This window comes from Marivivens donghaensis, assembly GCF_030410045.1.
In the GTDB taxonomy this organism is placed as follows: domain Bacteria; phylum Pseudomonadota; class Alphaproteobacteria; order Rhodobacterales; family Rhodobacteraceae; genus Marivivens; species Marivivens donghaensis.
The window spans coordinates 417,763-440,377 of record NZ_JAUFRA010000005.1; the positions used below are offsets into that span (position 1 = coordinate 417,763).

General features: G+C 59.3%; 17 protein-coding genes. 8 read left to right on the top strand and 9 right to left on the bottom strand.

The features are described 5' to 3' along the window. Positions 1-103 precede the first annotated feature (103 nt). Complete coding sequence (locus QWY83_RS07705; protein WP_249945404.1) at positions 104-982, bottom strand: 50S ribosomal protein L11 methyltransferase; 879 nt, start codon at positions 980-982, stop codon at positions 104-106. Positions 983-994: 12 nt separating this feature from the next. Then, positions 995-2,227 (bottom strand): MFS transporter, encoded by a 1,233-nt coding sequence (locus tag QWY83_RS07710; RefSeq protein WP_249945403.1) that lies wholly within the window; start codon positions 2,225-2,227, stop codon positions 995-997. A 144-nt stretch (positions 2,228-2,371) separates the two neighbouring features. Here QWY83_RS07710 and QWY83_RS07715 point away from each other — a divergent pair, with 144 nt between their 5' ends. Continuing rightward, a complete protein-coding gene (locus tag QWY83_RS07715; RefSeq protein WP_249945402.1) occupies positions 2,372-3,439 on the top strand; it encodes a YeeE/YedE family protein in 1,068 nt (355 codons plus the stop codon). On the opposite strand, the gene QWY83_RS07720 is transcribed toward QWY83_RS07715, so the two are convergent. Continuing rightward, the gene (locus QWY83_RS07720; protein WP_249945401.1) at positions 3,436-3,846 is read right to left on the bottom strand and encodes a group III truncated hemoglobin; all 411 of its coding nucleotides are present in this window, start codon (positions 3,844-3,846) and stop codon (positions 3,436-3,438) included. The genes QWY83_RS07715 and QWY83_RS07720 overlap by 4 nt on opposite strands. A 316-nt stretch (positions 3,847-4,162) precedes the next feature. Here QWY83_RS07720 and ileS point away from each other — a divergent pair, with 316 nt between their 5' ends. Then, positions 4,163-7,060 carry an isoleucine--tRNA ligase gene (gene ileS, locus QWY83_RS07725; protein ID WP_249945400.1) on the top strand — a complete coding sequence of 966 codons (2,898 nt, stop codon included), beginning with the start codon at positions 4,163-4,165 and terminating at the stop codon, positions 7,058-7,060. Between the two features lie 45 nt (positions 7,061-7,105). After that, a complete protein-coding gene (locus QWY83_RS07730) occupies positions 7,106-7,522 on the top strand; it encodes a GNAT family N-acetyltransferase (protein WP_105234684.1) in 417 nt (138 codons plus the stop codon). Here QWY83_RS07730 and QWY83_RS07735 read toward each other — a convergent pair. From QWY83_RS07735 to fsa, 4 genes are all read right to left on the bottom strand, one after another. Next, a complete protein-coding gene (locus QWY83_RS07735) occupies positions 7,519-8,217 on the bottom strand; it encodes a CDP-alcohol phosphatidyltransferase family protein (protein WP_105234683.1) in 699 nt (232 codons plus the stop codon). The two genes, QWY83_RS07730 and QWY83_RS07735, sit on opposite strands and share 4 nt — an antisense overlap. 39 nt (positions 8,218-8,256) lie before the next feature. Further along, the gene (locus QWY83_RS07740) at positions 8,257-9,189 is read right to left on the bottom strand and encodes a tyrosine recombinase XerC (RefSeq protein WP_249945399.1); all 933 of its coding nucleotides are present in this window, start codon (positions 9,187-9,189) and stop codon (positions 8,257-8,259) included. Next, positions 9,186-9,893, bottom strand: a complete 708-nt coding sequence (locus tag QWY83_RS07745) for a DUF484 family protein (RefSeq protein WP_105234681.1) — start codon at positions 9,891-9,893, stop codon at positions 9,186-9,188. Before QWY83_RS07745 ends, QWY83_RS07740 begins: the two co-directional genes overlap by 4 nt. Before the next feature lie 198 nt (positions 9,894-10,091). Beyond that, entirely contained in the window at positions 10,092-10,745 is a 654-nt protein-coding gene (gene fsa / locus QWY83_RS07750; RefSeq protein ID WP_067546217.1) for a fructose-6-phosphate aldolase, read from the bottom strand. Positions 10,746-10,836: 91 nt separating this feature from the next. On the opposite strand from fsa, the gene QWY83_RS07755 reads away from it, so the two are divergent. Continuing rightward, positions 10,837-13,026, top strand: a complete 2,190-nt coding sequence (locus QWY83_RS07755) for a primosomal protein N' (RefSeq protein ID WP_249945398.1) — start codon at positions 10,837-10,839, stop codon at positions 13,024-13,026. Here QWY83_RS07755 and QWY83_RS07760 read toward each other — a convergent pair. Beyond that, positions 13,020-14,018: a YcjF family protein gene (locus QWY83_RS07760; protein WP_249945397.1), complete on the bottom strand. Its 999-nt coding sequence runs from the start codon at positions 14,016-14,018 to the stop codon at positions 13,020-13,022. The two genes, QWY83_RS07755 and QWY83_RS07760, sit on opposite strands and share 7 nt — an antisense overlap. Next, positions 14,015-15,430, bottom strand: coding sequence for a YcjX family GTP-binding protein (locus QWY83_RS07765; RefSeq protein WP_249945396.1), 1,416 nt, complete (start codon positions 15,428-15,430; stop codon positions 14,015-14,017). The genes QWY83_RS07760 and QWY83_RS07765 overlap by 4 nt, the downstream gene beginning before the upstream one ends. A gap of 163 nt (positions 15,431-15,593) precedes the next feature. Here QWY83_RS07765 and truA point away from each other — a divergent pair, with 163 nt between their 5' ends. The 4 genes from truA to QWY83_RS07785 all read left to right on the top strand — a co-directional run bounded on the left by truA (position 15,594) and on the right by QWY83_RS07785 (position 22,558). Next, positions 15,594-16,361 (top strand): tRNA pseudouridine(38-40) synthase TruA, encoded by a 768-nt coding sequence (truA, locus tag QWY83_RS07770; RefSeq protein ID WP_249945395.1) that lies wholly within the window; start codon positions 15,594-15,596, stop codon positions 16,359-16,361. Positions 16,362-16,497: 136 nt separating this feature from the next. After that, a complete protein-coding gene (locus QWY83_RS07775; RefSeq protein WP_290245876.1) occupies positions 16,498-18,258 on the top strand; it encodes an autotransporter assembly complex protein TamA in 1,761 nt (586 codons plus the stop codon). Then, positions 18,258-21,989 (top strand): translocation/assembly module TamB domain-containing protein, encoded by a 3,732-nt coding sequence (locus tag QWY83_RS07780; RefSeq protein ID WP_249945393.1) that lies wholly within the window; start codon positions 18,258-18,260, stop codon positions 21,987-21,989. The genes QWY83_RS07775 and QWY83_RS07780 overlap by 1 nt, the downstream gene beginning before the upstream one ends. Next, on the top strand, positions 21,989-22,558 hold the full coding sequence (locus tag QWY83_RS07785) for a hemerythrin domain-containing protein (RefSeq protein ID WP_249945392.1): 570 nt from the start codon (positions 21,989-21,991) through the stop codon (positions 22,556-22,558). The genes QWY83_RS07780 and QWY83_RS07785 overlap by 1 nt, the downstream gene beginning before the upstream one ends. Positions 22,559-22,615: the final 57 nt, after the last annotated feature.

A 22,615-nucleotide genomic window follows, 5' to 3' on the forward strand; every position in this document is an offset into this window, starting at 1 on the left:
ACCTCCGGCACGGCCCCCACCGCACAAAAACACCTAATATTTCGATAAAATTAGCTGCTAATTTCGTCCAATTTAGGGCCGTTCGAGCACTGATTTGGAAACATTACTCGAAAATCAGGGTCAATGTTGTCCAATCGCCGATGGATTCGCGGTTTTTCACCCCAAATCCCTGCGCTTTGTAGGCTGCCAGCACGGAATCGGCCTGTTCGTTCAGAATACCCGACAGGATCGACACGGTGCCCGATTTCGAATGGCGCGCCATGTCTGGGGCAATGGCGATCAGCGGCCCCTTGAGGATGTTCGCAAAGATCAGATCGTAAGGTGCCGCCGCACCAATCTCTGGCGCGTCAAAGCCTGCAGCTTCAATACACAGAACGCTGCCCGACATGCCGTTGGCGGACAGGTTGGCTTCGGCGACCTCGACAGCGACGGCATCAATGTCGGATGCCAGAACAACGGTGTCAGGCCACAGACGTGCCGCACCCATCGCCAAAACAGCGGTGCCACAGCCCACGTCGATGGTGCGTGCAGGTGCGTAGCCTTCGTCGGCCAAACGATCCAAGGCGCGTAGGCACCCCAATGTCGTGCCATGGTGCCCCGTGCCAAAGGCCATCGCTGCTTCGATCAGCAGCGCAATACGATCCTCTGGGACCTTGTCCGCATCATGGCTGCCGTAGACAAAGAAACGACCTGCCTCAACGGGGGCCAATTCGCGCTTCACATGGGCGACCCAGTCGATCTGCGGCACTTCGGAAATCACAAAGTCCTTTGCGCCATGCATTGTCGACAACAGCGCCAGCCCCGCCCGATCTGGTTCTTCGACGAAATAGACCGCGACTTCGAAGAGGCCCGAACCATCCTCGATCTCAAAGCTGCCAACGCCAGTTGGTTCTGGCCACAGGTTTTCGCAATCGGCGGCAAGCGCCTCTGCCTGTTCGAGGGAGGGGACAACAGCGATGGCGGAATAGGTGAGGTCAGTCATGTTCGTATCGTCTTATTCAGCAGGAGCGGCAACGGGCCGCGTGAAAACAGTCTCATGCCCAGCCATAGGATGACGCGGGATAAGAAGCGATAGGCAAAGCGAAACAAACGCCATGCAGGCCGCAAGGATGAAAACGGCGAAAGGAGAATAGAGCCACAAAAGCCCCAAGAGCACAGGCAAGAACACAGCCGCGATATGGTTGATCGTAAAGGCCACAGCGGCGGTCGGCGCAATATCCGCAGGATCGGCGATCTTTTGGAAATAGGTTTTCAGCGCGAGCGCGAGGCCAAAGAAGATATGGTCCACGACATAAAGCGCGGCGGCGACTGCAACGCCCCAACCGAACCAATAGACGCCGCCATAGGCCAAGAACACACAGATCAGACCCGTGTATTCAAACACCAAGGCACGGCGTTCGCCCCAGAGATGGACGACTCTCCCCAGCACGGGCGCGATCAGCATGTTGGCGATCAGGGTCACGAGGTAGAGGCTTGTGATCTCATGCACCTCAAACCCAAACCGTTCGACCATCATAAAGCCCGCAAAGACGACAAAGATCTGCCGACGGGCACCCGCCATGAATTGCAACGCATAATAAAGGCCATAGCGACGGCGCAGGATGAATTTCTTGATCTGGGGGTTCGGGGCTTCGAACTGTGGGAAGGCGACGATGCAGTAGATCGCGACCAGCGCGGTAAAGCCGCCCGACATCAGATAGACCGTGTTGAACGACAGATCAAAGCTCTTCCACGTCATGACGACCAGTACATAGGCCACCAAGGTCGCCGCCGATCCCGCAGACATCAACCAGCCCAGCGTTTGCGGGGCCTTGGCCTTGTCGATCCACTGGAGCTGGAGCGATTGGTTCACGGTTTCAAAATAGTGGAACCCGATAGAGCTGAAGGTGGTGATCATCAGGATGCCGCCCAAGGTCGGGAACCATGCGGTCATCGCTGTCGACACCCCCAAAAGCAACAGCGCAGAAAGGCACAGCACCTGTTCGCGCACCACCATCAGGATCAAAATCACACCGATGGCCAGAAACCCTGGGATTTCGCGGACGGTGTGCAATAGGCCGATGTCATCGCCTTGGAAGTTGGCGACCTCTACGACGAAGTTGTTCAACAGCGCCGACCAGATCGAAAACGCAACGGGCATCCCCATCGCCATCAGGAACAATAGCGCAATCGGGCGTCGCCACAGGGGCAACTGGTCTGCGTCATTCAGAGGGAAAATGCGTCTCATACCCGCCCGATACGCCTTTTTATGGGGTATGGCGAGTGATTTTACCGCCCCGCCCTGTCTGATCTGGGTCAAAGATTTCGTATTTCAGAGTCCAGTATTCAGACATTCATATCTATAAAGAGGCATCGCAGCGGGGAGACTGATATGGATTTTCTGTCCATCGTCGAAACTTTGGGTGAAGGCCGCACGGCTCTCTTGATGGGGGTCATCACGGGCATCACCTTTGGCGTGGCCGCCCAACGGTCGCGGTTTTGCCTGCGTGCTGCGACGGTAGAATTTGCCCGCCGCCAGATGGGGGACAAGGTCGCGGTCTGGCTGCTGACCTTCTCAACGGCTGTCGTCTGGGTGCAGGCGGCAGGGCTTTTGGGCTACATCGACATTCCCGAGGCACGCATCATGGCCATCCCCGGAAGCTGGTCAGGCGCAATTGTCGGCGGTCTGATGTTTGGCGTCGGTATGATCATGGCGCGGGGATGTTCGGGACGTTTGCTGGTTCTAGCCGCGACAGGGAACCTGCGTAGTTTGGTGTCGGGCATGGTCTTTGCCGTGGTGGCGCAGATGACAATGGGCGGCTGGCTCAAGGCACCGCGCGACTGGATCGCCTCGCAATGGATCACCTCAGGCGGACGCAATGTGGACCTCTTATCCGCGCTGCACCTGCCAGAATGGGGCGGTTTGGCCTTTGGCCTGATGCTCGCCGTCCTCGCGCTGATCATCGCCCGCAAGAACCGCATCGGCGCAAGCCGCCTGATCTTTGGTGCGGGCGTAGGCTTTGCCGTGGCACTGGGCTGGGCGCTGACAACTGCGCTGAGCCGCGTGGCCTTTGACCCCTACCCAATCGAAAGCGCCACATTTACAGGCCCATCGGCCAATACGCTGATGTTCCTTCTCGATAGTGGAAACGCCGTTCTGGAATTCCCAGTGGGTCTCGTTCCGGGCGTATTCATCGGGGCGTTCCTCGCCTCTGTCCTCACCAAAGAGTTCAAATTCCAAGGTTTTGAATCAGAGGCCAATATGCGGCGGTCCCTCACGGGGGCGGCTCTCATGGGATTTGGCGGGATGCTCGCAGGTGGCTGCGCTATTGGCGCAGGCGTGACGGGGGGATCGGTCTTTGCAGGCACCGCGTGGCTCGCGCTGACCGCATTTTGGATCGGCGGTATGATTACCGACTTCCTACTTGATCAGCGCATCGCGCGCGTGTCAGAGCTTTAACCAACGAGCCTCGGTGGGTTCACCGTATTACGGTGACGTTCCTCAACGCCGATCCGCAATCCGCGCCCGATGCGATGGGCAAGTTCTGACCACGCCGCAGCCTGAAGCGCATTCAGGTGACGCCGCAGAACCGAGTCGAACAGACCGAGCCACACGTCGAAATGTTGCGGACGCACGTCGCCCGCATGCATGTGCGCACGCATCGGATTGCCATCGTAGACCTTGTCGAAAAAGATCACGTTGCGCCAAAAATTGACGATCTTGGCCTCATGGGCCGTCCAGTCCGTCACATGCTTATTAAAGATGGGTCCCAATCCGGGATGGGTCCGCACGACGGCGTAGAATTCGTGAACGACCAACTCGACCTCCTGCTCAGAGATCGGGAAACGGGGCGACAGTAACGACATGGCCCGTCCTTTCGACGTCGGAAACCCCCAATCGGTGATCAGTCCCAACGCACAACCGACCACATGATTAACTCTAGCAAAGCCACTCTGAGCCTTCATTGACAAAGAACAAGATGCGGCAATTTTAGTCAGGTGGCCACATAGACTTTACGCCAATTCCCGCCCGTCCTATAAGCCGCCCATGAAGGCACGTAACCCGATCATTATTCGAATTACGAACCCGGCTCTCTGAAACCAGAGCGGCCGGGCTAAGGTGTCTGAGACTTCGCACCGATCCTACCCATCCTGACCGAATTTTCGTGAAAAGGACGCCACCATGTGCGCCGACACACCTGACTACAAAGACACCCTAAACCTGCCAGAAACTGAATTCCCGATGCGTGCAGGCCTGCCGCAGCGCGAGCCTGAATGGCTTGCCCGTTGGGCCGAGATCGGCATCTACGATCGCCTTCGTGAAAAATCTGATCGCACGCCGTTCATCCTGCACGATGGCCCTCCCTATGCGAACGGCCACCTGCACATCGGTCACGCGCTGAACAAGATCCTCAAGGACTTTATCGTGCGTTCGCAGCAGATGCTGGGCAAAGATGCGCGTTATGTTCCGGGTTGGGATTGTCACGGCCTGCCGATCGAATGGAAGATCGAAGAAAAATACCGCGCTGAGGGCAAGAACAAAGACGAAGTGAACGTTGTCGACTTCCGTCAGGAATGCCGCAAGTTCGCCGAAGGTTGGATCGACATCCAGCGTGAAGAGTTCAAACGTCTGGGCATCACAGGCAACTGGGCTGATCCCTATTTGACGATGAACTTCCACGCGGAACGTGTGATCGCCGAAGAATTCATGAAGCTCCTGATGAACGGCACGCTCTATCAGGGCTCTAAGCCTGTGATGTGGTCGCCTGTTGAGAAAACCGCGCTGGCAGAGGCTGAGGTCGAATACCACGACCACACCAGCCATCAGGTTTGGGTGCGGTTTAAGCCTGTCGTGGGTGGCGAAAAAGTATCCAGCGACGACTTTACAGTCGTGATCTGGACCACCACCCCGTGGACCATCCCGCAGAACCGCGCTGTCGCTTATGGCCCAACCATCGAATACGGCCTCTATAAAGTGACCGAAGTTCACGAACACTCTGCCGCGACCGTTGGCGAGGTTGTTCTCCTCGCCAATTCGCTGGCCGAAAGCGTGATGCAGGGCGTTCGCGTCACTGCGTTTGAAAAAGTCGGTGATGTCGCTGCTGATGCCCTCGAAGGCATGATCCTCGCGCACCCCTACCGTGGCGTTGAGGACGGCAACGGCGAATGGGACTATGACGTTCCGATGCTGCCGGGCGATCACGTGACCGAAGAGGCTGGTACGGGCTTTGTTCACACCGCGCCGTCGCACGGTGACGACGACTATCAGCTCGGCCTGAAATTCGGCCTGCCGATGACCTACAACGTGACCGAGGATTCCTCTTACCGCGCTGACCTGCCGATCTTTGCAGGCATGCATGTGATCCTGCCCGATGGCAAAGAGGGTCCCGCAAACGTCGCGAACATCAAACAGATGGCCTACACGGGCGCGCTCTTTGGTAAGGCCAAGATGAAGCACTCCTACCCGCATTCGTGGCGGTCGAAGGCTCCTGTTATCTACCGCAACACGCCGCAGTGGTTCGCAGCCATCGATAAGGACGTGAACGACGGGCAGGACACCTATGGCAAAACCATCCGCGAACGCGCGCTGACCTCGATCGACCAGCTGGTGAAATGGACCCCACAAACGGGCCGTAACCGCCTCTATTCGATGATCGAAGCGCGCCCTGACTGGGTTCTCTCGCGTCAACGCGCGTGGGGCGTTCCGCTGACCTGCTTTGTGAAGAAAGACACCCTGCCGACCGCAGATGATTTCCTCTTGCGCAACGCGGCGATCAACGCCCGTATCGCTGAGGAGTTCGAAGTGGGTGGCGCCGACGTTTGGTATGTCGACGGCTTCAAAGAGCGCGTGTTCGGCAACGATGCGAACCCTGACGACTACGAACAGGTCTTTGACGTGCTCGACGTTTGGTTCGACTCTGGTTCGACCCACGCATTCGTTCTGCGCGACCGTGAAGATGGCACCGCGGACGGCATTGCGGACCTATACCTCGAAGGCACCGACCAACACCGCGGTTGGTTCCATTCGTCCATGCTTCAGGCCTGCGGCACCAAAGGTCGCGCCCCCTATAAGGGCGTTCTGACCCACGGCTTTACGCTGGATGAAAAAGGCATGAAGATGTCCAAATCCATCGGCAACACCGTCGCCCCCGAAGACGTTTGCAACGAATACGGCGCAGACATCCTGCGTCTGTGGGTGGCACAGTCCGATTACACCGCTGACCTGCGCATCGGCGATAAGATCATCAAAGGCGTGGCCGACAGCTACCGTCGTCTGCGCAACACCATGCGCTTTATGCTGGGGTCGCTTAACGACTTCACCGAGGCCGACCGTGTTGATCCGCAAGACATGCCAGAACTGGAACGCTGGGTTCTGCATCGTCTGGCGGAGTTGGATGAAGTCGTTCGCAAGGGCTATGCTGAATACGATTTCCAAGGCGTATTCCAAGCGCTCTTTAACTTTGCGACCGTGGACCTGTCGGCCTACTACTTCGACATCCGCAAGGATGCGCTCTACTGTGACGGCGATACCCTGAACCGCCGCGCATCGCGCACGGTTCTCGACATCCTGTTCAACCGTCTGACCACATGGCTGGCCCCGATCCTCGTCTTCACGATGGAAGAGGTCTGGCTGGAGCGTCACAAAGAGGACGGCGCATCAGTGCATCTGGTCGATATCCCAGAAACACCCGCAGCGTGGAAAGACGAAGCCTTGGCCGCGAAATGGGCAGGCATCCGCAAGGTGCGCCGCGTCGTGACCGCTGCACTGGAAATCCAGCGCCGCGATAAGGTCATCGGTGCAAGCCTTGAGGCCGCGCCTGTCGTCCACGTTGACGACAAGGACGTGCTTGAGGCGCTGAAAACCGTTGCGTTTGACGACCTCTGCATCACCTCTGGCGTTATGCTTACAAACGACCCTGCCCCTGCTGAAGCCTTCCGCATGGGCGAAGTTGAGGGCGTGGCCGTCGTCTTTGAAAAGGCAGACGGTGAGAAATGTGAACGCTGCTGGAAAATCCTTCCAGACGTTGGCACCCACAGCCACGCGGGCGTCTGCGGACGCTGTGACGCGGCACTGGGCTAATAGATCGGGGCGCCTTCGGGCGCCCTTTTCACAACGGGGAACCATATGATCACGATCGTCACCACAGCCGCAGACCGTCAGGCCTGCTATGACATTCGCACCACCGTTTTTGTGGGCGAACAGAACGTGCCGCCAGAGCTGGAACTGGATGATCTAGAGGACCAATGCACCCACTTCCTCGCACGGTTGGACGGGGTGCCTATGGCGACCGCACGCCTGCTCGACCGTGGGTATGCCAAGGTGCAGCGCGTTGCAGTGATGAAAGAAGCGCGTGGGACGGGCTTGGGCAAACGAGTGATGGAGGTCCTGCTCGATCACGCCCGCGACAAAGGCTTCACCGAAGCCCGCCTAGATGCGCAGGTCAGCGCCATTCCGTTTTATGAAAAGCTGGGCTTTACCGCTGAGGGGCCAGAGTTTGACGATGCAGGTATCCCGCACCGCCTTATGACAAAACCGCTTTAACCGTCTTTGCCGTAAACGACCTGCTGCATGGCGCCTGCTGCGATCAGGTAAACCGAGGTGATCACCAACCCGTAATGCGCCCAGCTTTCGGGATGGAAATCGACCCAAGCGGCCCATCCCGCAAACCCTGTCCATGCCAGCGCCATCGGCAGCGTGACCAGCCGCCAGCGCGCGGTGCGCGTCGGGTGAACGAATTTGATCGGCAGGAACATCGCGATCGACAGCACAACTACGAGGCCGAGGATCACCCAATAATCAGGGCGGATCGCAAAAACGACCAGCACCAGCATGTTCCAGCACCCCGGGAAACCAGAGAACGAATAGTCCTTTGTTTTCATGCGGGTGTCCGCGAAATACAGCGCCGAGGTAAAGGTGATCACCATGATCGCCACCCAGCCCGTCCACCCCGGCAACATCTCTGGATGTTTGAACAGCGCGTAGGCGGGCACAAAGACGTAGGTCAGGTAATCGATGATCAGGTCCAACAGCACGCCGTCATAGATCGGGCTATTGGTTTTGACGTCGTATTTCCGCGCCAACGGCCCATCGATCCCATCCACAAAGAACGCGACGACCAGCCATAGGAACATCAAGCTCCAATTGCCATCGACGGCAGCGAGCATCGCGAGCATCGCAAAAACTGCGCCAGTTGCGGTGAGAAGGTGAACGCCGAGGGCTTTGTGTGAAAGTGTCATTGGGGCTAAATGACCGAAAGCAACCCTAGGGGCAAGGGTTCAGTCGCGCGATCCCGCACCTGCGCGGGGGTGCGCTGATCGATAGACCTCCATCAGGCGGGCGGTATCGACAGCCGTATACATCTGCGTCGTATTGAGCGAGGCATGACCCAGCAATTCTTGAATGGCCCGCAAGTCCCCACCCGCGTTCAACAAATGCGTGGCAAAAGAATGGCGCAGCGCATGTGGGGTCGCCGTGGCAGGCAGGCCCAGCTGCATACGTGCCTGCGCCATCACCTTTTGGATCATCACGGGCGACAGTTGCCCGCCGCGCACACCCCGAAACAGCGGCGTGTCAGGGTCGATCTGATGCGGACAGTCCCGCACATAGGCAGCCACCGCATCACGGGCGGCGTCGATCACGGGCACGATACGCTCTTTGCCGCCCTTGCCGACGATCCTCAGAACGTTGGGCAAAGGATAGTCGCGGCCCTTGAGGCCCAACGCCTCTGATATCCGCAGACCACAGCCATAGAGCAACGTCACGACCGCCGCATCTCGGGCTGCGACCCAAGGTTCGCGGGCTTGCAGTTCCACCGTGTCGATCATCGCTTTGGCAGCGTCTTCGGCCAGTGGGCGGGGTAGCTTTTTCTGGAATTTCGGGGCGCGGGTCATGAGGACCGCTGAGGGGTCGAACCCCTCTCGCTCTGCCATCCATTTCACAAAGGATTTGACCGCCGAAAGCATCCGCGCGAGCGACCGCGCCGCAACACCACGACCGCGTTCATGCGCCATCCATGACCGCATGTCCGAAATGGTCAGTCGCGACAGCGCTACCGTGCCCTGCTGTTCACCGTGGTGATTTTGCAAGAACCCAAGAAATGCGAGAACGTCTGTTTGATAGGCCTTTATCGTGTTTTCGGCCACACCATCGACCGCCCGCGCATGGTCAAGCCAACGGGCGAGCGCATCGGTGAGTGCAGGAGAGATCACTCAAGCCAGCGCCGCATGGCGCGTTCAAAGACAGAGCCAAAGAACCCAAGAAGATCCGTACCCTGCTGCGGTGAAAACTGATGCGGGTCCTCTGCCCCCATCGCCAACATCCCCGGCAAACGCCCCGGACCAAAGTCGAGACGTAGACACGCCTCGGACCGGATGTAATCCGCTTTGTCACCGTAGAGGCTGTTTTCCTCTGGCTGCACCTGACGCAAAAGCACCTGACGCAACGGGGCATTACGGCCCTTGGTCATATAGTCCGCGATAAATCCGGGCTTCACCACTGAGAGAACATCGCCAAGGCTCCGCACGGCGTCATCCGCCTGCTCGGCCCCACTTTCGAGAACCAGACGCATGGAATCGACGCGCAGAATTTCCGCGACTTCGGTGCCGAGGTCCTGAAGGAAGGCATCGAACTTTACGGGTTCCATCATGCGCAACACGGCGCGATGAATTTGATTGGTGCCCGCGAGGTTTTCATAGGCGGCGGCGATCACGCTACGGTGGGTGTCCTCTAGGCGGTCCAGACGCGCCTCAAGCCGAGCCATCGCAATGCCGCGCAAATCAACAATATTGCCGCCCATCGCCTGTTCGTTCGCAGAGACGAGCGCGCGCATCAGATCAGTATCTTCGAGAACGACCTCAGGATCGGAGAGAATAAAATCCCGCACTTTCGGATCGATTTCCGGATTACCGCTCATCACTGACCTCATACTGCTTTGCGCGAACCCTAACAGGTTTTTGCGAGAGGTTGTGTAAAAAATCGCCCCATCGCGCAAGTCAGCAGAAAACTGCGACTGCGGATTGTGCAGGTTTTGCCACAGGTTAGCGGCATCACTTAACGCAAATAGGGGCAGCCGATAAGGCCGCCCCTAGATGTAGATTGGATAAGGTGAAGATTAGAGAATCTTCTGGCCTGTCTTTGCCCAGTCAGCTTCGAACTGTGCGAGGCCTTTGTCGGTCAGAACGTGGTTCGCCATCGCTTTGATCACAGCCGGCGGAGCGGTCATCACGTCAGCGCCGATTTTCGCACATTCAGACACATGGTTCGCGGTGCGCACAGATGCAGCGAGGATCTGAGTTTCATAGCCGTAGTTGTCGTAAACGGTGCGGATATCTTCGATCAGCTGCAGGCCGTCGAGGTTGATATCGTCGAGACGACCGATGAACGGCGAGATAAAGGTCGCGCCAGCTTTTGCAGCCAGAATCGCTTGATTCACCGAGAAGCAGAGCGTCACGTTAACCATGATCCCGCGCGAGGACAGTTCCTTACAAACGCGCAGACCAGCCCAGGTCAGCGGAACCTTAACCGCGATGTTGTCTGCTATTTTCGCCAGTTTTTCGCCTTCGGCCAGCATGGTCTCAAAGTCCATGGATACAGCTTCAGCCGATACAGGACCGTCAACCAGTTCAGCGATTTCCTTTGTCACTTCGAGGATATCACGGCCCGATTTCAAGATCAGGGACGGGTTGGTGGTCACGCCATCAACCATACCGAGGTCGTTAAGTTCGCGGATTGCATCCACGTCAGCAGTATCTACAAAAAATTTCATGGGATTTGCCTCACAGTGTGGGTTGGCCTTTGTCGGGTCAGCGTTTACCTCAGGTAGGGTAAAACCGAAACCCTGAAATGAGTGCGCTTACGTGAGAGAATTCTACGCAGAAGGAGAGCTGGTATCTGTGCTGACCGCGCAGCCCCTCGACCGTCTGCTGGACTACAAAGCACCCGAGGGGGGATGTTGGCGCGGTGCCTTTGTTGAGGTGCCTCTTGGACCGCGCAAGGTCTTGGGCGTGATTTGGGGTGACGGCATCGGTGGGTTCGACCTGTCCAAAGCGCGTTCCGTCAATCGGGTGCTCGATGTGGCGCCCATGCGCGAAGAGATGCGTCAGTTCCTGACCAAGGTCGGCGCCTATACCTTGACCACCATGTCCGCGATGCTGCGGCTCGCGACTCGGGCACCGGGATTGGGCGACGCGCCATCCATGCGCAAGGTTTACCGTCTGGGAAGCGTTGCCCCCGACCGCATGACCGACGCCCGCACCCGCGTGTTAGAGGTGCTGCGCGACTACGGCGGCTTGGCCTTTACCCTGTCCGAACTGGCAGAGATGGCAGGCACCTCGTCCTCCGTCATCAAGGGCCTCGTCAAACAAGGCGCGGTGAGCGAAGAGGACAGCCCCCGCGACCTGCCCTACCCGCGACTCGACCCAGATTACGGTGCCAAAGACCTGAGCGACGATCAGGCGGCCGCCGCCGAAACCCTGCGGGCGAAAATGCGCTCAGGTGCCTATGGCACCACGCTGCTAAAAGGCGTGACAGGATCGGGCAAAACCGAGGTCTACCTTGAAGCCGTAGCCGAAGCGCTCCGCATTGGGCGACAGGCGCTGGTGCTATTGCCAGAGATTGCACTGACCTCTGAATTCATCACGCGCGTTGAGGCTCGGTTCGGGATGAAACCTGCGGAATGGCATTCGGGCGTCACCATGACCGAACGCCGCCGTTGCTGGAAAATGGTCGGCAATGGCGACGCGCAACTGGTCGTCGGCGCACGGTCCGCGCTTTATCTGCCCTATCGTGACCTCGGCCTGATCGTCGTCGATGAAGAACACGACACCTCTTACAAACAGGACGACGGCGTCCTATACAACGCCCGTGACATGGCCGTCCTGCGGGCGTCACTGAACAACGCACAAGTGGTTCTGGCCTCTGCCACGCCAAGCCTCGAAAGCTGGGCGAATGTCGAGGCGGGGAAATATGATCGGATCACGCTGACCTCGCGATTTGGCGACGCGGTGCTGCCCGACATGAAAGCCATCGACATGCGGGCAGAGGATGTCCCCTCCGGCCGTTGGATTTCACCCAGCCTGCGCTCTGCCATCATCGGCCGTATGGAAAAGGGCGAACAATCGCTCGTCTTTCTTAACCGCCGTGGATACGCGCCGCTCACCATTTGTCGCGCCTGCGGGCATCAGATCGCCTGTGATCATTGCGACGCGCGGATGGTGGAACATCGGTTCCTCAAACGGCTCATGTGCCACCAGTGCGGCGAAACCAAACCCATGCCAGAGGTCTGCCCGAACTGTCAGGCCGAAGGCAAACTGAACCCCGTTGGTCCGGGTGTGGAGCGTATGGCCGAAGAAGTGGCCGAGCTTTTCCCCGACGCGAAAATCGCCGTCCTGTCGTCCGACCTCTTTGGCTCTGCCCGCGCGCTCAAGGAAAAGATCGAAGAGATCGGGCGCGGCGAAACCGACATCATCATCGGTACGCAACTGGTGGCGAAGGGGCACAACTTCCCGCGATTGACGCTCGTGGGCGTTATTGACGCTGATCTGGGTCTGCAGGGCTCCGACCTTCGCGCGGCCGAACGGACATTCCAACTGATGCGTCAGGTTGCGGGGCGTGCAGGCCGCGCAGAGACCCCCGGCATTGCCTTGCTGCAAACCTATCAGCCTGAACACCACGTGATCCGCGCGATCCTATCGGGCGACGAAGAAGAATTCTGGAAAGCCGAAGCCGCAGAGCGCAAGGCGGCAGGCGTGCCCCCCTATGGGCGGATGGCTGGCATCGTGATCTCTGGTCCCGACATGCAAGAGGTGTTTGACCTCGGGAATGGCTTGGCGCGGCGGGCGGACCCGCTGACCCGTATCGGGGCGCAAGTCTTTGGCCCTGCCCCTGCCCCGATCGCTCGCATCCGTGGCCGTCACCGTGTGCGCTTACTGGTCAAGGCCGACAAAACCGCGCCGCTGCAAAACGCGCTCCAGCGATGGGTGGCGCAGGTGCGGGTTCCGAACAACGTCCGCCTGTCGATCGACATCGACCCGCAGAGTTTTTATTGATCCGCCTTCGGACGCCCAAAGAGCCCCGCCAATGCGCGGCTGACGATTTGCGAAACTGTTGGTTTTGACGCCACACCCCACGGCAGCGGGCGGCATACTTCTAGTGCGGCCACACCGACCCGAGCGGTCAATGCACCGTTGATCACGCCCTCACCGAAACGGCGCGACACCTTGGCCAAGGCCCCGCCGCCAGCGACGGTTCCGATCAGATCATCACCCACCGCAACGGCCCCAGTGGCCACTAGATGCGTCAGCACCGTGCGAGTCAAACGCCAGCTTCCGAAGGTGCCAGAACGGCCCCCGTAAATCTCTGCGATACGACGGATCATCCGCAGGTTCGCGGTCAAGGCGGTGATCAGATCAGCCAAGGCCAAGGGCACAATCGCGGTAACCGTCGCGACCTGACGCGCTGCGGCCTCGACCTCCGCGCGGGCCCTGTCATCAAGCGGCAAGAGGAGCGTTTGCTCGGCCAATTGCAAGAGACCGTCAGCGTCCATCACCTCGGCTTCACGGTCAGAGAGCTGGGCCAATCCCCACTCTAAATCAGCGCGATTTTTGTAGAGTTTCTTTATATCTGACAGAACATTACGAGCCAAAGCTAAATCATTGCTCGCGATAGCCTCTTGGGCCTCTTTGTGGACCTTATCCAACCGTCTGAGCCGCCCAAACGCTGCCAGTTCCCGCAGCGAGATCAGCGCCATGACCGCGACAAAACCAGCGACCAATACAGTGACGATCAACCCCAAAACGGGCGACCGCGCGAGGAGTGCGTTCACGTAATCCCACGCAGCCAAGGACACGACAAAGCCAATCAGCGAGACAAGCAGCGACCAGAACCACTTTGCCAGACGCGAAGGTTTGCGCACCGACAGCGCCGCCAGATGTTGCATCGCGACGGGGCGTCCCGCGTCGAAGTCATCGACAGGCGGGGCCTCTGCGGGACTGGGCGACGGAGTGTCGAGGTCGATCAAAACAGGGCCATTGGTCGTCATAGTCGGTCCCCCAACAAAAATTGCGCAACACGGTCCATCCGGATGTGTGGCGGACCATCACCCGGTCGAAGGGTGAGCGGCGCAGGCGCGAAATTCATCACGGAATAATCGGCATCCAACCATTTTTCATCGCCCGAACGGGCTGGTGCGAGGAGATGCGCGGGATCATCAGGCAAGGCACCAGGGTAAAACGCGGCCTGCCGCCCATCTGACAGCAAACGCCCCCTCACCACATCAATGGTCGCACCATCGTGTTGAACGGTCTCCTCTGTCGTCGTGCGCAGCGCCGCAATCGACATCGCATTGGTCTGCGCACCCGCGAAATCCGCCCGATCCTTTGCTTCGCGCAATAGGGCCTGCGTGATCGCTGTCAGTTTGGCGTGTTGACCGTGGTGGAGGTGGTCTGCCTTGGTCGCTGCAAAAAGGATTTTATCCACCCGCTTTCCACCCAAGAGCCGCGTCAGCCACGCATTCCGCCCCGGTCGAAACGCCGCCAGAATATCGGCCATCGCGGTGCGCAAATCTTCGACCGCACGGGGGCCATTATGGATCGCACCCAGCACATCAACCAAAACAATTTGTCGATCTATTCTTGCAAAATGATCCTTAAAGAACGGCTTTACGATCTTATTCTTGTAACTTTCGAACCTTCTCTCAAATTCACGGTAGAGAGAACCACGCGGCGCACGGTCGATTTCAGGCAGCGGCGCAAAGGTCAAAACAGGCGATCCTTCCAGATCGCCGGCCAACAGAAACCGCCCCGGCGACAGGTCCGAAAACCCCTCCTCTCGGGCTGCATTCAGGTAGGCGGTAAAGCTCCCGGCCAAGGCCCCTGCGGTGGGCTCATCGTGCGGCTCTGCACCCTTCGCCGAGTGCATCGTATCTCGCGCTGATTGGGCAACAGAGCGCCCCTCCATCCGTGCCAAAGTTTCACGCGACCATTCCGCATAGGATTTCTCAAGAAGCCCCAGATCGAGCAACCATTCACCGGGGTAATCCACGATATCGATATGAACCGTGCGCGGCCCCGTCACTCCAGCCAGAAACCCTGTCGGCTGAACACGCAAGGACAGACGCAATTCGGAAATGCGGCGCGTACCCTCAGGCCAGCTCGGTTGCGGTGCGGTGAGCTTGGCGAGGTGATCCTCATACGGGAACCGCGGGATCGTATCGTCGGGCTGTGGCTGAAGATAGGCCGAGCGGATCGCACCGTTCGCCGCAGGAACCAGTTGTGGCATCCGCCCCCGATCCATCAGGTTAGCCACGAGGGAGGTGATAAAGACCGTCTTGCCCGCGCGGCTTAATCCTGTGACGCCTAAACGGACCACGGGATCGGAAAATGGGGCCGTTACAGTGTCAGTGACCGTCTCAAGGCTACGGGCTAGACCATCGGCAAGTGTTGAAAGGACCAAATCAGTCTCCTGCTCTATTGGGTCATAGATAAGCACTTGGGGCGGCTCTGTGTAGGGGCGCTGCCCCCGTCCGCCTGCGGCGGCCTCCCCCGGGATATTTTGAGCACAAAGGCAGAGCGGGCGCGGGATTGATTTTCGGGGCAGCGCGGCCTAATCGGGGGCCATGCCTCGTTACGCGTTTCAGATCGAATATCACGGTGCCCCTTTTGTCGGCTGGCAAAGGCAGGCAGAGCAATTGTCGGTGCAAGGCGCGATTGAAGCGGCCTTGGCCAAGCTAGAGCCACGCGCCCATACCATCGCGGCGGCGGGGCGGACTGATGCGGGCGTTCATGCGACCCATCAGGTGGCTCACGTCGATCTAGAGCGGGATTGGACAACGTTTCGGTTGATGGAAGCGTTGAACTATCACCTAAAGCCGTTGCCAGTTTCGATTGTCCGCACCGAAAAGGTTGCAGACGATTGGCACGCACGGTTTTCGGCAAATGAACGTCGTTATCTGTTCCGTATCATCACACGCCGTGCTCCATTGGTGCATGAGGCGGGATTGGTTTGGCAAGTTCGGCAACGGTTGGATGCGGCTGCGATGCAAGAGGCGGCCAATAGGCTCTTGGGGCGGCATGATTTTACGACATTTCGGTCGTCTATTTGTCAGGCTGATAGCCCGATGCGAACATTGGATGAATTGCGCGTCGAAGAGCTGGCGCGTCCAGATGGGCAAGAGATACGGTTTTACGTGCGAGCACGGTCGTTCCTCCACAATCAGGTGCGGTCTTTTGTTGGCACGCTCGAGCGTGTTGGCGCAGGGCAATGGACGCCTGACGACGTGGAGGCCGCGCTCCATGCACGTGACCGCGCAGCCTGTGGCCCCGTTTGTCCGCCGCATGGGCTATATCTTGCCGGTGTTGGTTATCCCGACGACCCATTTGCTTGACCTGAATGTGATGCGCCGTAGCTCTACCTGAGGTGCATTCCTGTTCTCAGTGGGATAGGTTAGGGTTAAGCAAACTCATCAAGCGGGTGAGTGATAAGGGGCAGAAAAACGCGTGTCAGGACCATTCAAAACACTCGTGTCGAGCATTTCCATTGCCATCATTGCGCAAGCGGCCGTGGCCCAAGATTTGACCATCGCGGTGGATGTCGCGGATCTGGAACCCGTGCTGCGGCAAGCCTCGCTGGTCGCCACGGTGCTTTCGACCGAGGACGCCCCTCTGGCCCAAGATTTGATTGCAGCCGCGCGGGCCGATTATCAGCGGATCATCGCGGGTTTGTATTCCGAAGGGTATTACGGCGGCACGGTATCTATTCGCGTCGATGGGAGAGAGGCCGCTTCGATTGCGCCGCTGGATGCGCCCGAAACCGTCGGCGCAATCATGATTGAAGTGAACGCAGGCCAGCGGTTCACCTTTGGACAGGTGAGTGTTGCGCCTTTGGCGGACGGGACCGTTTTACCTGATGGATTTGCCACAGGGCAGACGGCGCGATCTAGCGAGGTAAAGGCGGCAGTTGCCGCGGCGGTCGCTGCATGGCGAGCGGAGGGGCACGCAAAGGCCACCCCGACATCGCAGCAGATCACCGCGCGCCATACCGAGGCCGAATTGAACGTGGCCGTCGGCATTGATGCGGGTCCGCAAGTGTCGTTTGGTCCCCTGACCGTGTCTGGCAACGAAGATGTCCGCACCGACGCCATCACACGGATCGTCGGCTACCAGCAAGGCACCGTATTTTCCCCTGATGAGGCCGAAAAACTGGCGGATCGTTTGCGACGCACGGGGGCGTTTTCCTCTGTAGCTGTGATCGAAGGGGAAACGCTGATCGGGACCGCTATGCCGATTGAACTGCAGGTGTCGGAAAAGCTGCCGCGCCGTCTGGGCTACGGTGTCGAGATGTCGACCGTCGATGGTCTCACACTGTCGGGCTACTGGATGCATCGAAACATGTTAGGTGGGGCACAGCGGTTGCGGGTCGATGGGATCGTATCGGGGATCGCAGGCGAAACAGGCGGGGTCGATTATGGGACGACTGTGACCTACGCCTACCCGCGTCCCTTTTCGATTGATACCGAAGCCGTCGCGACCTTAACCCTCGAACACGAGGATGAGCCTGATTACAAACTCGATCAGCTGACAGGATCGGTGATTGTAACCCGACTGTTCAGCGATAATCGCGAGATCGAGGGCGGCATCGGCTTTGTCACCGCCCAAAGCGAAGATGCCAACGGTATCCGCGATTACACCCTTCTGACGCTTCCCATGGCGGGCAGTGTGGATCGGCGGGATTCCACGTTGAACCCCAAGAACGGCCATTACGCGACCTTGGACCTCACGCCCTTTGTCGGTTTTGGCGATGCGGGCACTGGCGGTCGGCTCTATTTCGATGGGCGCATTTATAGGTCCGTCGGCACCGACGATAACGTCACCTTTGCCATGCGCGGCCAATTGGGATCGGTCCTGGGCGTGTCCATCGCCGAAGCGCCGACTGACTACCTATTTTACTCTGGCGGCGGCGATAGCGTGCGCGGTGAAGGATATAAATCGCTTGGCTATACAACAGGCGGCCAAACCACAGGCGGGCGCAGCTTTGCCGCGATTTCGGCGGAGACCCGTATCGACGTGACGCCTTCTATCGGGATGGTCGGATTTGTCGATGCAGGCTTTATCGGTGGTGGCTCCATTCCTTTTGAAGATGGCGAATGGCAGAGCGGTGCGGGCCTTGGCCTCAGGTATAACACGGGGATCGGGCCAATTCGCCTCGACCTCGCGACGCCGACCTCGGGCGATGGTGCGGGGCAATCAATTAACCTTTATGTCGGTATTGGGCAGGCGTTCTGATGCGGAAATTTCTCTTCCTCCTCGCATTGGCTCTGCCGATCCCTGCTGCGGCCCAAGACACCGTAGAGGCCGACCGTGGTTTGATCGTCGACTTCCTGACCGACAACCTGTCGGGCGCGGGTCGCGAGGTGCAAATCTATGGGTTCCAAGGGGCGCTGAGTTCGCAGGCCAAAATCGATCGGCTTACCATTGCGGACGCCGATGGTGTCTGGCTCGACGCCCAAGGTCTGGTTCTAGACTGGAACCGCGCAGCGCTTTTGGCGGGGCGGGTCGAGGTGAGCGACCTTTCGGCGGACAGTATCGCGATGCTCCGCAAACCCCTGACCGAAGCACAGGCCATTGACCCGAGCGCGAGCAGCGCACCCTTTGCCCTGCCCGACCTTCCCGTTTCATTGACCGTCGATCACATGTCGGTTGGCGCGCTGAGCCTCGGCGCCGACCTGATCGGAGAGCCCGTGTCCCTGTCCATCACAGGCAGCGCTGCATTGGCAGGCGGCGCGGGGTCTGCCGACCTACGGGCGGAACGGATTGACGGGCAAACGGGCGAATTGATCCTCACGGGGTCCTTTTCAAATGAAAGCCGCGTTCTGGGCCTGACCCTCGCCCTGCGCGAAGGGGACGCGGGAATTGCCGCACGGCTCCTCGATCTACCGGGGTTGCCCTCTATCGCGCTGAGCATCGATGGCACCGCTCCGCTGGACGCCTATGAGGCCACGATTGCGCTGGATACCGATGGGCAGGCACGGTTGAGCGGGATGGTTGGATTTGGCTCTGTCACCACTGCCCCTGACTCGACAGAAAAGACGTTCCAATTTGACCTCGGCGGCGATGTGACCGCGCTGTTCCTGCCAGAGTATCGCGACTTCTTCGGCCCTGACGTGCGGCTCGCAGCGGCGGGTCGGTCAACCGAACTGGGAACCGCTCTTTCCGCCCTGACCATTGAAACACAGAGCCTGCGGCTGAACGGCTCGGCGAACTTGGACGAAACGGGCTGGCCGATTGATTTCGCCCTGACGGGTGACATGGGTCGTGCAGATGGCGCGCCCGTTCTGTTGCCCATCAGCGGGACACAAACCTACCTACGGTCCGCGACTTTGGACATTGGGTTTGATGCCACAAACGGCGACCAATGGAACGCAAAGATCGACGCGCAAGACTTTGTTCGAACAGGAATTTCCATTCCATACCTTACGCTAAATGGCGGCGGCACGATTGCCCCTAATCGTAGCGGATTGACTGCGAACCTGACCTACGGCGCGACAGGCATTTCGCTCGACGATGAAGGGCTGACCGATGCGATGGGCGATGAGGTGAGCGGTGCATTGTCGCTCGACTACGTGGCAAATGATCGGACGACACTGCGCGAATTTTCCCTGTCAGGCGCAGGGATTGATGCGCAGCTATCGGCCATCATCGACCCCACTGGGAACGAGATCGTCATCACACCTGACCTGTCCGTCGTGGTCAAAGGCCTGTCTCGGTTCGCCACCCTCGCAGGTCTGCCCGACCTTGCAGGTGATGCTGAACTGACCGCCAAAGGCACGGTCCACCCCCTACGCACCGCTGTCGATTTGGACGTTGTCGCACGCACCACCGACCTGTCTATCGGGCAACCGCAGGCGGATGCGCTCTTGGCTGGGGACGGTGTTCTGACCCTCCGCGCTGTGCGGGATGAGGCGGGCACGCGGATCGAAGGCCTTGATTTTCAATCGAGTGACACGGCCCTGAACGGCACCGTGGCGCTGACGGCGGAGGGCGTGTTGGGACGGGCGACGCTCAACACCCCTGCGGCTGGTCTGATTGACGGGGCGTCGGGCGCATTGTCCGTGACGGTCAACGGCGCTCGTGCGACGGACGGAACCCTGACGGCCGAGGCTGTCATCACCCGCGATGGCGACAGGATCGACCTCAGCGCGGACCTGCCTGCCGAGGGCCAAGGCCCGATCACCCTAAACGCCGAAGTGGCTGACCTTAGTCAATATGCGGCCCTTGCTGGCCTTGACCTTTCGGGCGGCGCGTCTGTGACCATCAACGGCACCGCCCAAGCGGACGGCCAAGTGTTTGACCTGACCGCCAATGCGACGACGCGCAACGTGGCGATTGGGAATGCGAGCCTTGACCCGATCTTGGCTGGTACTGGGCAGCTGGCGACACGCCTGCGCCGCGATGACCAGCAGATCACCGTTGATCCACTCACGCTGACCTTCCCGAACCTCACGGGCCAAGCGACCCTCGCGACGGACGGCACTACAGGTGGAGCAGAGTTCAACCTCCGCCTTGCTGATCTTGCCCTAATCGCGCCTGACTTCTCGGGTCCGCTCACGACCAAAGGCACCGCGACCCTGACAGAGAATGGCGCGTGGCAGATCGACACCCAAGCAGACGGCGCGGCGGGCCTTTCGGCCAATGTCGCGGGACAGATTGCAGGCTCGAACCTCGACCTGCGGATCAATGGCGCGGCACCTCTTGCGCTCTTGAATGGCGTGTTAGAACCGCGCCGTTTGACAGGCACGGCAGGGTTTAACCTCACCGTCTCTGGCCCCGCTGCCCTCGACGCAGTCGCAGGGCAAATTCAGATCACGCGGGCAGAGCTGTCGGCGCCGACCTTGGGCCAATCTCTGCGCGACCTCGACGGGACGATCACCCTCGCCAATGGATCAGCGCAGGTGGATATGACAGGGGCGTCCTCGCTCGGTGGCGGGTTGGCGTTGCGTGGCCGTGTTGGGCTGAGTGGTGGACTGAATTCGGCCCTAACCGTTGAAGCCAACAACATCGTTGTGCGCGATCCAACGCTCTATGAAAGCACCCTGACGGGGGCGATTGCAATCAATGGGCCGCTTGCGGGTGGTGCGCAGATCAGTGGCACCATTGACGTGGCCCAATCGGAAATTCAGGTGCCGTCCTCGACCGTTGGGTCCTTGGGCGATGTGCCTGATGTCACCCATATCGGCGCGCCATCGGACGTACGTCAAACGCTCCAGCGGGCTGGACTGACGGGGGAAGCCGCGACCACCACGGGCGGTGGCGGGCCTGCCTATGGCCTCGACATCACAATCAACGCCCCTGCCCGTCTGTTTGTGCGCGGGCGCGGGTTGGATGCGGAGCTTGGCGGGCGACTTACGTTACAAGGGACCACACAGCAGATCATTCCCGCAGGTCAGTTCGACCTTATCCGTGGGCGGCTCGATATCTTGCAACAACGCTTTGCCTTGACCGATGGCGCGATCACCATGCAGGGCGACTTCATCCCCAAAATCCGCTTTGTTGCGACAACCGAGTCCCTGAACGGCACCACCGTAAACGTCATCGTCGAAGGCCCCGCCAGCGCGCCAGAGGTGAGTTTTACCTCCGCGCCTGAACTGCCCCAAGACGAAGTTCTGTCCCAGCTTCTCTTTGGTCGCGACATGTCGTCCATCAGCGCGTTCCAAGCCGTTCAACTCGCCGCAGCCGTTGGCACCCTTACGGGACGCAGCGGCGGTGGTCTGATCGACAAAATCCGTCAAGGGTCGGGATTGGATGATCTGGATGTGACCACCGATGACGCGGGCAATGCGGCCTTGTCGGCGGGCAAATACCTCAGCGACAATATCTACACCGATGTCACCGTATCATCGCAAGGCGACACCGAAATTAACCTTAACCTTGACCTTGGCGGCGACTTCACTGCCAAAGGCGGGTTCGGAACCACTGGCGATACCTCGGTCGGTGTTTTCTTTGAAAAGGACTACTGATGACGATCTCGCTCGACCTGACTGACCGTAAGGGGCTCCCTGATCCGCTGCGCGTGTTGGTCACCGAATACCCGCGTGACCTCTGGGCCAGCGATCCGAATTTCCACGGGCTGGTGAGCTTTTGGCTCGACCGCCACATGACCTTCCGCCGTCTTTTGTCCGCGATGACCACGGCGACCGAGGATGTGATGGACAAGGGTGATCCCAAACGGTTCGCGACCGCGATTTCGCGTTATGGCTCTATGTTCGTCCAAGACCTCCATGGCCACCATCAGATCGAGGATCAGCACTACTTTCCGATCCTGTCGAAAAAAGACCCCCGCGTGACCCGTGGCTTTGACATTCTGGACAAAGACCACCACGCGATGGACGGCATCCTCTCTAGCTTTGTCGAGGTTGCGAACGGGGCATTGCAGACCCTTGATCGTGGCCCAAAATTGATCACGGGCGCGGGTGCGCTTCATGCGGAGCTTGAGAATCTGACCCGCCTGATGGACCGCCACCTTACCGACGAAGAGGAATTGGTGGTGCCTGTAATCCTCAAGTTCGGCGCAGACGGGCTTCACTAACACAATCTGATTTGATCATTTCTTTGATGTGGGGCAGAATTGGCCCCAATCAGACGC

Coding starts and splice junctions, on each gene's coding strand:
- QWY83_RS07705 (WP_249945404.1), bottom strand. CDS start 982: ATGACTGACCTCACCTATTCCGCCATCGCTGTTGTCCCCTCCCTCGAA.
- QWY83_RS07710 (WP_249945403.1), bottom strand. CDS start 2,227: ATGAGACGCATTTTCCCTCTGAATGACGCAGACCAGTTGCCCCTGTGG.
- QWY83_RS07715 (WP_249945402.1), top strand. CDS start 2,372: ATGGATTTTCTGTCCATCGTCGAAACTTTGGGTGAAGGCCGCACGGCT.
- QWY83_RS07720 (WP_249945401.1), bottom strand. CDS start 3,846: ATGTCGTTACTGTCGCCCCGTTTCCCGATCTCTGAGCAGGAGGTCGAG.
- ileS (WP_249945400.1), top strand. CDS start 4,163: ATGTGCGCCGACACACCTGACTACAAAGACACCCTAAACCTGCCAGAA.
- QWY83_RS07730 (WP_105234684.1), top strand. CDS start 7,106: ATGATCACGATCGTCACCACAGCCGCAGACCGTCAGGCCTGCTATGAC.
- QWY83_RS07735 (WP_105234683.1), bottom strand. CDS start 8,217: ATGACACTTTCACACAAAGCCCTCGGCGTTCACCTTCTCACCGCAACT.
- QWY83_RS07745 (WP_105234681.1), bottom strand. CDS start 9,893: ATGAGCGGTAATCCGGAAATCGATCCGAAAGTGCGGGATTTTATTCTC.
- fsa (WP_067546217.1), bottom strand. CDS start 10,745: ATGAAATTTTTTGTAGATACTGCTGACGTGGATGCAATCCGCGAACTT.
- QWY83_RS07760 (WP_249945397.1), bottom strand. CDS start 14,018: ATGACGACCAATGGCCCTGTTTTGATCGACCTCGACACTCCGTCGCCC.
- truA (WP_249945395.1), top strand. CDS start 15,594: ATGCCTCGTTACGCGTTTCAGATCGAATATCACGGTGCCCCTTTTGTC.
- QWY83_RS07780 (WP_249945393.1), top strand. CDS start 18,258: ATGCGGAAATTTCTCTTCCTCCTCGCATTGGCTCTGCCGATCCCTGCT.
- QWY83_RS07785 (WP_249945392.1), top strand. CDS start 21,989: ATGACGATCTCGCTCGACCTGACTGACCGTAAGGGGCTCCCTGATCCG.